Origin of the sequence: Rhizobium aethiopicum, assembly GCF_900094625.1 — a bacterium.
Classification (GTDB): Bacteria; Pseudomonadota; Alphaproteobacteria; order Rhizobiales; family Rhizobiaceae; genus Rhizobium; species Rhizobium aethiopicum.
This window is the reverse complement of sequence record NZ_FMAJ01000006.1, coordinates 191,810-204,462: the sequence shown is the minus strand read 5'-3', so window position 1 is coordinate 204,462 and position 12,653 is coordinate 191,810. Positions and strand designations below refer to the sequence as shown.

Annotated in this window: 12 protein-coding genes; 2 read left to right on the top strand and 10 right to left on the bottom strand. The window is 62.7% G+C overall.

What is annotated here, in order from left to right; genetic code table 11:
• Window positions 1-11 precede the first annotated feature (11 nt).
• The 6 genes from ligD to GA0061105_RS15115 all read right to left on the bottom strand — a co-directional run bounded on the left by ligD (window position 12) and on the right by GA0061105_RS15115 (window position 7,112).
• A complete protein-coding gene (gene ligD, locus GA0061105_RS15140; RefSeq protein WP_092751183.1) occupies window positions 12-890 on the bottom strand; it encodes a non-homologous end-joining DNA ligase in 879 nt (292 codons plus the stop codon).
• Window positions 887-1,891 (bottom strand): DNA topoisomerase IB, encoded by a 1,005-nt coding sequence (locus GA0061105_RS15135; RefSeq protein ID WP_092751181.1) that lies wholly within the window; start codon window positions 1,889-1,891, stop codon window positions 887-889. The genes ligD and GA0061105_RS15135 overlap by 4 nt, the downstream gene beginning before the upstream one ends.
• Window positions 1,892-1,906: 15 nt before the next feature.
• Entirely contained in the window at window positions 1,907-4,063 is a 2,157-nt protein-coding gene (gene glgX / locus GA0061105_RS15130; RefSeq protein ID WP_092751179.1) for a glycogen debranching protein GlgX, read from the bottom strand.
• A 101-nt stretch (window positions 4,064-4,164) separates the two neighbouring features.
• Complete coding sequence (locus GA0061105_RS15125) at window positions 4,165-4,959, bottom strand: SDR family NAD(P)-dependent oxidoreductase (RefSeq protein ID WP_092751177.1); 795 nt, start codon at window positions 4,957-4,959, stop codon at window positions 4,165-4,167.
• A gap of 325 nt (window positions 4,960-5,284) precedes the next feature.
• Window positions 5,285-6,499 carry an MFS transporter gene (locus GA0061105_RS15120; protein WP_092751175.1) on the bottom strand — a complete coding sequence of 405 codons (1,215 nt, stop codon included), beginning with the start codon at window positions 6,497-6,499 and terminating at the stop codon, window positions 5,285-5,287.
• Between the two features lie 130 nt (window positions 6,500-6,629).
• Window positions 6,630-7,112 carry a GNAT family N-acetyltransferase gene (locus GA0061105_RS15115; protein ID WP_092751173.1) on the bottom strand — a complete coding sequence of 161 codons (483 nt, stop codon included), beginning with the start codon at window positions 7,110-7,112 and terminating at the stop codon, window positions 6,630-6,632.
• Window positions 7,113-7,372: 260 nt separating this feature from the next.
• On the opposite strand from GA0061105_RS15115, the gene GA0061105_RS15110 reads away from it, so the two are divergent.
• Window positions 7,373-8,311, top strand: coding sequence for a transglutaminase domain-containing protein (locus GA0061105_RS15110; RefSeq protein WP_092751171.1), 939 nt, complete (start codon window positions 7,373-7,375; stop codon window positions 8,309-8,311).
• A gap of 144 nt (window positions 8,312-8,455) precedes the next feature.
• Here GA0061105_RS15110 and pcaF read toward each other — a convergent pair whose 3' ends face one another.
• From pcaF to GA0061105_RS15095, 3 genes are read right to left on the bottom strand one after another with little or no spacing between them, the layout of a single operon-like run.
• On the bottom strand, window positions 8,456-9,661 hold the full coding sequence (gene pcaF / locus GA0061105_RS15105; RefSeq protein ID WP_092751169.1) for a 3-oxoadipyl-CoA thiolase: 1,206 nt from the start codon (window positions 9,659-9,661) through the stop codon (window positions 8,456-8,458).
• Between the two features lie 10 nt (window positions 9,662-9,671).
• On the bottom strand, window positions 9,672-10,358 hold the full coding sequence (locus GA0061105_RS15100) for a 3-oxoacid CoA-transferase subunit B (RefSeq protein WP_092751167.1): 687 nt from the start codon (window positions 10,356-10,358) through the stop codon (window positions 9,672-9,674).
• The gene (locus GA0061105_RS15095; protein ID WP_092751165.1) at window positions 10,355-11,062 is read right to left on the bottom strand and encodes a 3-oxoacid CoA-transferase subunit A; all 708 of its coding nucleotides are present in this window, start codon (window positions 11,060-11,062) and stop codon (window positions 10,355-10,357) included. The genes GA0061105_RS15100 and GA0061105_RS15095 overlap by 4 nt, the downstream gene beginning before the upstream one ends.
• A 125-nt stretch (window positions 11,063-11,187) precedes the next feature.
• On the opposite strand from GA0061105_RS15095, the gene GA0061105_RS15090 reads away from it, so the two are divergent.
• Window positions 11,188-11,946 (top strand): IclR family transcriptional regulator, encoded by a 759-nt coding sequence (locus GA0061105_RS15090; RefSeq protein ID WP_092751163.1) that lies wholly within the window; start codon window positions 11,188-11,190, stop codon window positions 11,944-11,946.
• A 200-nt stretch (window positions 11,947-12,146) separates the two neighbouring features.
• Here GA0061105_RS15090 and GA0061105_RS15085 read toward each other — a convergent pair whose 3' ends face one another.
• Window positions 12,147-12,533 carry a winged helix-turn-helix transcriptional regulator gene (locus GA0061105_RS15085; protein ID WP_311044052.1) on the bottom strand — a complete coding sequence of 129 codons (387 nt, stop codon included), beginning with the start codon at window positions 12,531-12,533 and terminating at the stop codon, window positions 12,147-12,149.
• Between the last annotated feature and the right edge of the window lie 120 nt (window positions 12,534-12,653).

The following is a 12,653-nucleotide window of genomic DNA, read 5'->3' as shown; positions in this document are numbered from 1 at the left end:
CAAAGGGCGGGTCATTCCAACGGCACGGCCGCATCGAAGAAACCGCCCCAAGGATTGCTCGGCCGGGTCTGAAGCCGTTGGGGCACGTTGGCGAGGGTCAAGGCAGCCGGACCGCTGAGCCCGTTCAGCTCAGGCCAGTCAAGCGGCATCGAAACCGGCGCACCCGGTCGGGCCCGCGTCGAATAGGGGGCAACCGCCGTGCTGCCGCGGCCGTTGCGAAGATAATCGATATAGATATGTCCAGCGCGCTTTGCCTTCGCCGCAGTTGCCAGATATTTCTCCGGCGTATCGGCCGACATCTGTTCGGCAAGCGAATGGGCGAAAGCCTTCACCTCTGCCCAGCCGGCCCTCGGCGCAAGCGGCGCCACCACATGCAGGCCTTTGCCACCGGAGGTCTTGACGAAGGCGGCAAACCCGCGGCCTTCCAGCCGCGCCTTCACTTCAAGCGCTGCTGAAATCACCGCGCTCCAGGCGACGTCCTCACCAGGATCGAGGTCCATGGTGATCATGTCGGGTCTTTCCCAATGATCCGTCGTCGTACCCCAGGGGTGGATTTCGAGCACGGCCGATTGCACCAGCGCCACAAGCCCGTCGAAATCGGAGATGCGCAGCAGCTTTTCGCTCTCCGCATCCTGCGGATCGGAAATCTCGTCGATATGGGCGTTCATGCCTTTCCAGGCATGTTTCTGGAAGAATCTCTGGTGGCCCTTTATCCCGTCCGGCAGCCGCAGGAGCGCCAGCGGCCGGTTGACAACATACGGCGCCATGAAGCTCCAGACGGCAGCGTAATAATCCGCCAGAATCTGCTTGGTCACGCCCTCGTCCGGCCAGTAAAGCCGATCGGGATGGGTCAGGGATACGTCTGTTGCCGGCGGCTTTGCGGGGCTCATTCCTCGGTCTCGCGTGTGAGGAAATCAAGTAGCCTGTTTTCATCGGCTCGCAAGCCCCGCAGTGGTTCGTTGCCCTCGACTAAAGGATGATCGTTGCCAGCGAGCGCGATGATCGCCGGATGAATATAGCTCGAGCGTGAAATCGCCGGCGTATTGTGAAGAGCTTCGGCCGCAGCCTCCGACATTTCCTTCACTGTCGGCCGGCCGCCGCCAACGATCCTTTCGCGGGCCACACCGAAGGCCGCCAGCGATCCGGCCCAGGTTCGGAACGTCTTGGCGGAAATCGGAATGCCCGATACCTCGGCGAGATAGGCGTTCAGCCGACCGGAATCGACCGGTTTCAGCGCTCCGCTTTCATCCTTCCAGACAAAGAGCTGCCGGCCGGGCAGGTCGGAAATCTCTTCCAGGATTTTCTGCAGCCGGGGATGCTTGAGGCTGCGCTGGACGCGCTTGCCGCCCTTGGCGCGGAACTTGAGCTCGATCCTCCCGTCGACGATCTTCAGGTGCCGCTTCAAGAGCGTCGTCGCGCCATAGGTGCCGTTCTCCCTGACATAGGCCTGGTTGCCGACCCGCAGATGCGCCTCGTCGAGCAGCGTCGTCAAGGCCGCCAGCACGCCGTGGACATCCTCGGCGCCGGTGTCGAGATGGCGCAGGACGGTGCGGCGGATCTTCGGCAGGGCCCGACCGAATTCGATGAGCTGGTAAAACTTTCCCGCACTACGGAAGGATTGCCAATCCTTGTGATAGCGGTATTGCTTGCGTCCGCGTGCATCGACGCCGGTCGCCTGCAGATGGCCGTTCTCGTAAAGGCAGATCCAGACGTTCTCGTAGGCCGGCGGCAGGCCCAGCGCGCCGATGCGCGCCCGCTGCAACTCATCGCAAAGCGTCGTGCCATCCGGCATCACATAGCTGAAGCCCTTGCCTTTCCGGCGCCTGCGGATGCCCGGTTCGGTATCGCTGACATAGATCAGACCAAGTTCGGTGATGGTTTCGGCATTCATGCTGTTGACGACCTGCTATTTGCGAAGGCGGCCGAACTGAAACCACCGGCGGCGCTGGGCCTTGGTCGCTCCTTCCGGGGGTTGGGTCTGGCCTGTCGGCGCAAAGACGGCCAGGCTCTGGGTAAAGACCATGACGGGATTGTCCTGATCGTGCACCTCGAACGCGCCGGTCTCCGCCCCGGTGTCGAGAACCCGTGACCACTGCGTCAGTCCGTTCACCTCTGGCAGATAAACTTCGCAATCACCGCCGGCGTTGAAGACGAGAAAGAGGTCATCCATCTTCTCGGTATCAAGCGCGTGCGCGCTCTTCGAGAAATAGACGCCCAGCACCTGCAATCCGTCATCGTTCCAGGCCCCGTCGTCCATGAAATTACCGTCCGGCTTGTACCAGGCGATCTCGATGCGCCCGTCCTCGCTGGTCTCACCGGTCAGGAACCGCTCCTGACGCAGGACCGGATGGGCCTTGCGGAAAGCGACGGCCTGCCGGCAGAAATCGAGAAAGGGATCGTCGAGCCCGTCCCAAGACGTCCAGCCGATCTCGTTGTCCTGGCAATAGGCGTTATTGTTGCCGCCCTGGCTGTTGCCGAGCTCGTCTCCGGCAAGGATCATCGGCACGCCCTGGGACAGCATCAGCGTCGCCATCATGTTGCGCCGCCGGCGTGCACGCGCCGCATTGATGTCGGCATTATCGGTCGCGCCCTCGGCGCCCATATTGTCGGAATGATTGTCCGAATGGCCGTCCCGGTTATCCTCGCCGTTCGCCTCGTTGTGCTTGCCGTCGAAGGAGACCGTATCCATCAGCGTGAAACCGTCATGGGCCGACAGAAGATTGATCGAGGAGGTCGCTCCGCGATCGGAATGATTGAATTGCAAAGCCGAGCCGGTTATGCGCGCCGCCAGCTCCGAGACCATGCCGCCGTCGCCCTTCCAAAAACGCCGAACGTCGTCCCGGAACTTGTCGTTCCATTCGCGGAAGGGGTGCGGGAAGCCGCCGACCTGATAGCCGCCATCGCCAATATCCCACGGTTCGGCGATCAACTTGACGCCGGCCAGGATCGGATCCTGACGGATGGCGCCGAAGAACAGGCCCTGACGGTCAAACTCCATATCCTGCCGGCCCAGCGTGCTGGCGAGATCGAAGCGGAAGCCGTCGATGTGCATGACACCGACCCAATAGCGCAGGCTGTCGAGCACCATGCGCATCACCAGCGGATTGGCGACGTTCAGCGTGTTGCCGGTGCCTGTCGTATCGAAGGTGTGGCGGGGATCGTCGGGGGAGAGGACATAATAGCTCGCATTGTCGAGCCCGCGGAAAGACAGCGTCGGCCCTTTTTCGCTGCCTTCGGCCGTATGGTTGTAGACCACGTCCATGATCACTTCGATGCCGGCGGCGTGGAACCGCTTCACCATGGTCTTGATCTCTGTGATCTTGTCACTCGAGAGGTAGCGCGCCTGCGGCGCGAAGAAGCCGAGCGTCTGATAGCCCCAATAATTCCTCAGCTTCTTTTCGAGGAGATAGCGGTCGTCGAGGAAATACTGGATCGGCAGCAGTTCGATCGCCGAGACGCCGAGCTTGACGAGATGATCGATGATCGGATCGCTGCACATGCCGAGAAAAGTGCCGCGCAGCCGGTCGGGCACTTTCGGATGGGTCATCGTCAGGCCACGGACATGTGCCTCGTAGATGATCGTATCGGGCCATGGCCGGCGGATCGCCTCTTCACCCGCCCAGTCGAAATCCGGATCCTGCACGACCCCCTTGACCATGAACGGCGCGCTGTCACGGTCATCGAAGGAAAGATCGTCTTCGCCGATGCGATAACCGAACAGCGCATCGTGCCACCGCAATTCGCCCGTCACCTGTTTGGCATAGGGGTCGAGCAGAAGCTTGTTGGAATTGAACCGGTGGCCGGCGCCGGGATCGTAGGGACCATGGGCGCGATAGCCGTATACGGTGCCGGGTCCTATACCGGCAATATAACCCGACCAGATGTCGCCCTCGCGTTTGGGCAGGGGCAGTCGGGCGATCTCGTCCTTTCCGTCGGGTGAAAACAGGCAGAGCTCTATCTGTTCCGCATGCGCCGAAAAGACGGCGAAATGGGTACCGGAACCCGTATACTCCGCCCCCAGCTCCGGCTTGAGGAAGTCGAGTTCCGAAAAAGAAAAGCTCATGGCGCCCCACTTGATGAAAAGACCAAGCGGGAAACGTGAAGGTGGTTCGAAAGTTCCCTCATCCAGGCGAAGGGGACGCTGTCGCCTGGCGGCGCAAGCGTTTATGGCATCAGCTGGCCGCCATTGACCTCGATGATCTGGCCGGTGATATAGCCCGAGAGCGTTGGAGAGGCGAGAAAGAGATAGGTGCCGACGCAATCCTCTGATGTGCCGACGAAGCCCATCGGGATCGACCTGCGCTGCAGCTCCATCTGCTCGCCGTCGGTATAGCGCTCATGGAAGGGCGTGGCGATGACGCCCGGCGCAACCGCGTTGACGCGGATCCTGTCGGCGACGAATTCCTTTGCATGGCCGCGGGTGATCGTCGAGACAAAGCCCTTGGACGCGGCGTAAAGGATGGCGCCGTTGCCGCCGCCGTTGCGGGCCGCGATCGAGGTGGTGTTGATGATGAAGCCACCCTGCTTCTTCAGCCAGGGATGGGCCGCACGCGTCGCCGCCAGTACCGAGCGGGCATTGAGGTCCATGACCGCAGCATAATGGGCGTCGGTATATTCCGAAGTCGGCTTTCGCCCCAGCATGCCGCCGGCATTGTTGATGAGGCCATCGAGATGGCCGAAGGTCTTCGCCGTCTCCTCGACGACACGCTCGGTCTCCCCTTCCCTCGACACATCGCCCTGGATCAGATGCACAGTGCCGCCGGCAGCCCGGATTTCCTCTGCGAGCTTCTCGGCCGGCTCACGGCTGGCATTGTAATGCACCCCGACCTTGGAGCCCTGGGCGGCAAAGGCGCGGGCGAGCGCGGCGCCGATGCCGGTCGAGGCACCGGTGATCAGCACGGCCTTGCCGGAGAGATCCGGCAGTTTGATGGATGCGAGCAATTGAGCAAGTTCTGTCATGGCTAAGACAGCCTCCGAAACCAAGGACATAGGTGATGAAACAGACGGGGAAAGTCTATCAGCCGAAATCGGCGAAGCGCAATGCACGAAAGCGGGAGATTTGCGTCGTGGGGTAATGCCGCGGCTGACCTGGTGGGACCCACCCCATACCCCTACCACAAGGGGAGGGGCTTGAGCGACGCATCCCTGTGTTCAACTTCACCGTTTCATCTGCAGAAAGGTTGCTGCTTGGCTCTATACAGTCCGCCCAGGTTAGTCCCTCCCCTTGTGGGGAGCGGTTTTTCTTGAGGCTGGTGCAGTAGACTTCCCCGACTGGACAACCTCGTCACGAGGATACGCCCAAGACCGCCTCCTGCTCCCGGCGACCGAGAGGCGGGAAAGCGAGCGCGATCGCCGCCGCCCCGAGACCGACCATGGCGGAGCCTATGAACAGCCAGGTATAATTGGCGAAACTGTCGAAGATCCAGCCGCCGATCAGGGGGCCGAAGGCCATGCCGAGGCTGGAGAGCATTGTCGCGGCCCCCAAGACGGTACCGATGATGCGCTGGCCGAAATATTCCCGCGCCAGCACCGCATAGAGCGGCATCACGCCGCCATAGGCGCTGCCGAAGACAATGGCGAGCGCATAGAACTCGGCAAGGTCGCTGACCAAGAGATAGGTCGCGAGTGCGCCCGCCTGCACCAGAAGGCCGGCGACCAATACCGGCTTCACCCCCATCCTGTCGGCGAGGCTGCCATAGAGCAGCCGGCCGCCGAGGCCCGCCAGCCCCTCGACGCTGTAGATGCTGACGGCCGCCATCGGTGCCACGCCGCAGATCGTCGCATAGTTCACCATATGGAAAATCGGACCGGAATGGGCCGCGCAGCAGGCAAAGAAGGTCAGGCCGAGCACGATGAATTGCGGCGACTGGAAGACTTTCGACAGCTGCGGGCGGACGCCTTCCGCGGCAAACTCGGTGCCGGCGTCGACGCTCTCGGCAGGCGGACGCCGGACCAGGAGCGCGGCCGGCACCAGCAGTACCCAGGTGGCGATGCCGATGATCAGCATGGCGGGGCGCCATTCATAGGCCGAGATCAGCCAGCGCGCGAAAGGCGAGATGGTCATCGGCGCAACACCCATGCCGGCCGAAACGAGCGAGACGGCGAGACCGCGGTTCACGTCGAACCAGGCAGTGGTCGCCGCGATCATCGGCGCGAAGAAGGCGCTGGCGGCCAGGCCGACGAGGATGCCGTAGGTCAGCTGGAATTCAATGAGTGTTGCGGCGCGGCTGGCGAGCACGAGCGCCAGGCCGAGCAGCACGGAGCCGACCAGCACGACGAGGCGCGGCCCGAAACGGTCGCTTGCCGCACCCCAGAGGAAACCGCCAAGACCCATGACGATGAAATTCAGCGTCATGGCGCTGGCGATCCCGACATGAGACCAGCCGGTGGCGGTGGCGATCGGCTCCTGGAAAATCGCCAGCGAGAACATCGCACCGATAGCAACGCACGACATCAAGGCGCCGACGGCGACGATGACCCAACGATAGGAAACACTCATGGCTTCGTACCTCCATGCCGACAGAGTGATCGCGACGCCTGCGGCTCCGCCGCCGCATTAGGGCTTCGCGTCCTAAAGACGTTCGAGCCGCCGCGATTTCGACAGCGCCCTCACATCTTTTTGCTGTCGTTTAGAGAGTGCGGAACATCACCAAGGCGTCGACATAGCCCTCAGTCGGATGAAGGAAGACGCCGGGCAGCCGGCCGACGATGTCGAAGCCGAGGGATTGCCACAGCTCAACGGCGCGGCGATTGCTGCTGACGACGAAGTTGAACTGCATGGCGCGAAAGCCCCGCAGGCGGGCATGCGCGAGCGAATGCTCATGCATCCGACGGGCAACGCCGCGGCCCGCCTCGGCGGGATCGGTCATGTAGCCGCAATTGCAGACATGCCGCCCGCCGCCGGCCTGATTGGCCTTGATGTAATAGGTGCCGAGGATGACGCCATCCTCTTCGGCGACGAAGGTCTCGCGGTCCGCTCCCATCCAGTAGGCGAGCGCATCGGCTTCGGAAAGATCGCGATCGAGCGCGTAGGTTTCGCCGGCGCGGATCGTCGGGCCGATGATCCGCCAGATCGCGCTTCTGTCGTCCTCGTTTGCGGGTCGGATCAGCATGCCGGGTTTTTATCGAAGGAGATCGCGGCACGCAACGTTCCGCGCGCGCTCAGATCGCGGCCATTTATAAAGTGCGGGTTACGATGCACCCTGCCGGCAGCGCGGGTCTGCACAAGCTCAGTGCCATTGTACCGGCAATGCGGCCTGAGATGGAGAGCGGAGGGCGAATACGGCGCAAATGTCAGCAACCAGGATCAAGCACCCCTTCAGACGCCATGGCACAACAGGCGCACTGGCAGTCCACCCGCAGGAGGTTTATCATGAACGCCAAGACCCTTTCCGCCCTTTGCGCAGGCAATGACGGCGCGCAGCGTTGCAAGTATGAACATTATACAAGGCATTCTGCCTTCAGCGCGCCCGGCCGCCATTCCGCGCTCCTCGACATACTGCCGTCCGATCCGGCCGGCGTTGCCCGCACGGCGCAGGCTTTGCTTATCTACGAGCACGCCGCAGAACGATTCTATGGTTACAAGGTTCCCGAAGCGCGCCGCGGCGAAAGCCACGTCCGGCCGATGGAGAAGATGCTTGATGCGTTGCTGGTGCTCGACGACCGCCCGCTCTCCGTCGCCCGGCCGCCAGAGAAGCGTCTGGTCGGAATCTGCCGCCATTACATGTTGCTGTCCGTCGCAATCCTTCGGCAGCACGGAATTCCGGCCCGTGGCCGCGGAGGTTTCGCCACCTACTTCAATCCGGGCAAGTTCGAGGATCATTGGGTATGTGAGTACTGGAAAGCGGCTGATGGGCGCTGGGCCCTGCTGGACAGCCAGCTCGACGAGGTTTTCATCCGCAATCTCGGAATTGGTTTTGACATCCATGACGTTCCGCGCACCCAATTCCTGACCGCTTCCGAGGCCTGGCGCAGATGCCGCAGCGGAGAGCTCGATCCAAATCTGTTCGGCATCGAGTTTGAGCAGCTTCGTGGTCTGTGGTTCATCGCCGGTAACCTGATCCGAGATCTCGCCACCCTCAACGGTCGCGAAGTCCTGCCTTGGGACGTTTGGGGAGCACAACCCGCGTTAAATGCGAGACTTTCGCATTCCGAACTGGATTTCTTTGACGAGATCGCTTTGATTACGGCCGATCCAGATGCGGATTTCGATGCGTTGAGCCGGCGTTTTTCCGAGGATCCTAAACTACGGCTCCCGCAAATGGTCTTCAACTCATTGCGACAGCGTCAGGAAAGCGTGTTCGAGGACTGAAGCGCTACAAGGTGTCTACACTTTCAGACCGAAAGGACCTGCTTTCCCACTGCCCATGACCCATCGGCGCGCAACCGGAATCCATCTCCAATGATCGGATTTCGCGTATGCGGCGCCTCTCGATATCAGGCGTCCGTTTTGCACTCAAACCCTCTCGAGCGCGATCGCAATCCCCTGCCCGACGCCGATGCACATGGTCGACAGCGAATAGCGTCCACCGGTTTCGGCAAGCTCCAGCGCCGCCGTGCCGGTGATCCGGGCACCCGACATACCCAAGGGATGGCCGAGCGCGATCGCGCCGCCATTGCGGTTCACGCGGGCGTCGTCATCGGCAATGCCGAGTTCGCGCAGCACCGCCAGTCCCTGGCTGGCAAAGGCCTCGTTGAGTTCGATCACGTCGAACTGTTCCTGTGTCATGCCGAGCCGCGCCATCAGCTTGCGCGAGGCCGGGATCGGACCCACGCCCATCACCCTTGGTGGTACGGCGGCGGCCGCACCGCCGAGGATGCGGGCGATCGGCCTCAGGCCGTATTTTCGCGCCGCCGCCTCGGAAGCGACGATCAGCGCCGCCGCCCCGTCATTGACGCCCGAGGCATTGCCCGCCGTCACCGTGCCGCCCTCCTTTTTGAAGGGTGTGCCAAGTTTCGCCAGAGCCTCGATCGTGGTCGCGCGCGGATGCTCGTCCTTGTCGACGACGAGGGGGGCGCCCTTGCGCTGCGGAATGGTGACCGGAGCAATCTCCTTCGCGAGCCGTCCGCTCGCCTGCGCGGCCGCCGCCTTCGCCTGGCTGCGCACAGCAAAGTCATCCTGATCGGCGCGGCTGACATGATAGTCCGCGGCGACGTTCTCGCCGGTCTCCGGCATGGAATCAACGCCATATTGCTTCTTCATCAGCGGGTTGACGAAACGCCAGCCGATCGTCGTGTCGTGGATTTCGGCCGCCCGTGAAAACGCCGTTTCGGCCTTCGGCATGACGAAGGGCGCTCGCGACATGCTCTCGACACCGCCCGCGATCATCAGCTCGGCCTCACCGGCGCGGATCGCCCGCGCCGCCGTCATCACCGCATCCATGCCGGAGCCGCAGAGCCGGTTTATCGTCGTGCCCGGGACAGCGATTGGCAAGCCGGCGAGCAGCGCCGACATGCGTGCGACATTGCGATTGTCCTCGCCCGCCTGGTTGGCGCAGCCGAAGATCACGTCGTCGACCGCTTCCCAATCGACGCCGCCATTGCGCGCGATCAGCGCCTTCAGCGGGATGGCGCCGAGATCGTCGGCGCGAACCTGAGAGAGCGCGCCGGCGAAGCGGCCGATCGGCGTCCTGATATAGTCGCAGATGAAGGCTTCGGTCATGGCTTTCCCTTTAGAGTTTCGGGACGACGAGATCGGCCACCGGCCCATCGACGTTCAGTCGCGCCCCGGTCATCGCCTGCAATTCCGCCAGCGACAGGGCGGCAAGCTTCTCGCGCAGGACGAAGCGTCCCTCGAAGATGTCGACCACGGCGTGGCTGGTATAGACCCGGGTGATGCAGGCGACGCCGGTCAGCGGGAAGCTGCATCTCTCCACCAGCTTCGGCTCGCCTGTCTTCGTGACATGCTCGGTGATGACGCAGACCTGCTTGGCGCCGTGCACCAGGTCCATGGCGCCGCCGACGGCCGGCACGCCCTTGCTGCCGACCCGCCAGTTGGCGAGATCGCCATTCTCCGCGACCTGATAGGCGCCGAGGATGGCGACGTCGAGGTGTCCGCCGCGCACCATCGCGAAGCTGTCGGCATGGTGGAAGAAGGCCGCCCCCGGCTTCAGCGTCACCGCCTTCTTGCCGGCATTGATCAGATCCCAGTCCTCGTCGCCTTCCGCTGGCGGCTCGCCGAAATTGAGGATGCCGTTTTCCGTATGGAAGATCGCCTGGCGGCCGGGCGGCTGGTAGCGGGCGACCATTTCGGGAAAGCCGATGCCGAGATTGACATAGGCGCCGTCGGCAATGTCCTGGGCGGCGCGCCAGGCGATCTGCGCATTGGAAAGTTTGATGTCGTCCCTGAAATCGATCATACGTAGGCCACTCCGGCTCGGATGAGCTCTTCTTCCTGCTGCGGATCGGGGACGGCGACGAGACGGTCGACGAAGATGCCGGGCGTCACCACATGCTCGGGATCGATGCCGCCGGCCGGCACGATCGAGGAGACCTGGACGATCGTCTTGGCGGCCGCCATGCACATCAGCGGATTAAAATTGCGGCCGGCCTTGTTGTAGGTGAGGTTGCCGTGGCTGTCACCGACCGCTGCCTTGACGATGGCGAAGTCGGCCTTCAGCCAGCGCTCCTGCACATAATGGCGGCCGTCGAATTCGGCGATGACCTTGCCCTCGGCGAGTTCGGTGCCGTAGCCGGTCGGCGTGTAGAAGGCCGGAATGCCGGCGCCGCCGGCGCGGATGCGTTCGGCGAGCGTGCCCTGCGGCACCAGCTCGAGTTCGATCTCGCCGGCCAGGTATTTGTCGGTGAAGGCGCGCGGATCGGAGGAGCGCGGGAAGGAGCAGATCATTTTCCGGACCAGGCCGGCATCAATCATTGCGGCGATGCCGATGCGGCCGTTGCCGGCATTGTTGTTGATGACAGTCAAGTTTTTCGGGCCCTTGTCGATCAACGCATGGATCAACTCGATCGGCGCGCCGGAGCCGCCGAAACCACCGATCATGACGGTGGCGCCATCGCCGATCTCGGAGACGGCCTCGGCCGTGCTCGCGACTGTTTTGTCCATGGGGATCTCCTCAGCTTCAGCGTCAGAAATAAAACGCGGCTGGCGCCGGGGCAAGATGATTTGTGCGTTATTTGACATTTGTTCGTATACCGCACAAAATGGCGCAGGATTGGAGAACCGAACCCATGCGTGAAACCGATTTCGTCAGCGGCTTTGCCCGCGGCCTGAAAGTGATCGAAACCTTCGGCGAAACGCGGCAGCGGCTGTCGATTGCCGAGGCTTCGAAGCTGACCGGGCTCGACCGAGCCACCGTGCGCCGCTCGCTGCTGACGCTCGCCGAGCTCGGTTATGCCGATTACGACGGCAAGTTCTTCACGCTGACGCCGAAGATCCTGCGGCTCGGCCATGCCTATCTCCAGGCCACACCGCTGCCGGCGCTGTTGCAGCCGCATCTCGATCATCTCTCGGAACAGGCCGGCCAGAGCGCCTCGGCCTCGGTGCTCGACGGCACCGAGATCGTCTATATCGCCCGCGCCGCGCAGCGCCGGGTCATGTCGATCAATCTCACTCCCGGCAGCCGCCTGCCCGCCTATTGCGCTTCGATGGGCCGGGTGCTGCTGGCGGCGCTTTCCGAGACCGAGGCGCGCACCATCCTCGCCAGGAGCGAGCTGAAGCAGAACACACCCAATACCAAAACCGATCCGGACGAACTGATCGAAGAATTCCGCCGGGTGCGCGCCGAGGGCTACGCGATCATCGATCAGGAGCTGGAGATCGGCCTCTGCTCGATCGCCGTGCCTGTTGAAAACGACCGCGGCGAAACGGTCGCGGCGATCAATATCGGCGCGCCGGCCGCCCTCGTGCCGGCGGCCGAGATGAAGGAGCGTTATCTGCCGCTGCTGAAGGAAACGCAGGCGGCCCTACGGCCGCTTCTGCGCCGCTGACGGCAAGCAGTCGCCGCAAAATTGCGCAGCGGTTTTGCCTTGGAATGCGTGCAGAAGGTCGGCCTCTGTTCGGTCGACCGATGAGAGCTGCGTGAGACTCGGTCCCACCACTTCATTCGGTGGAGGTCCTCGATCAGTCTTCCGTCTGAGTGGCTTGAGGCTCCTATATCGAAATCCCAAAAGCCGGGAGCCTTTCCGGGTCAGCTTGCTGCCGAGGCGGTCGCCGCCTCCAACTCTTCTGCCGGGCAATAGGGTTCAAGTTCGGGGAGCCTCTGCTGATTGTCTCGGAATGCGTTTCCCCAGTCGCGCAGACTCGCCAGAATTGGTGCGACCGATCTTGCCAGCTCGGTCGCCTCGTACTCCACACGCGGCGGAACCTCCGCAAAGACGCGGCGTGTCACCAATCCGTCGGCTTCGAGCTCACGCAGTTGCAGCGTCAACACCCGATGCGTGGCGTCCGGTATCAGGCGGCACAGCTCCATGAACCGCTTCTTGCCCATGAGCAAGTTGACGAGGATTGTGGGCTTCCAAAGTCCGCCGATCACCGACATCGTCAATTCAGCAGCACAGCCGCTCTTGGGCTCCAAACGCTTCGGTCTCATCTCAGCTGCCTCTCAGCGCCTTACTTACATCCATGATAGTATAGGCTGTAATTGTGCATTCTTTCAACGACTTCCAGATCGGCTTAAATGGCACCGTGTCCACGA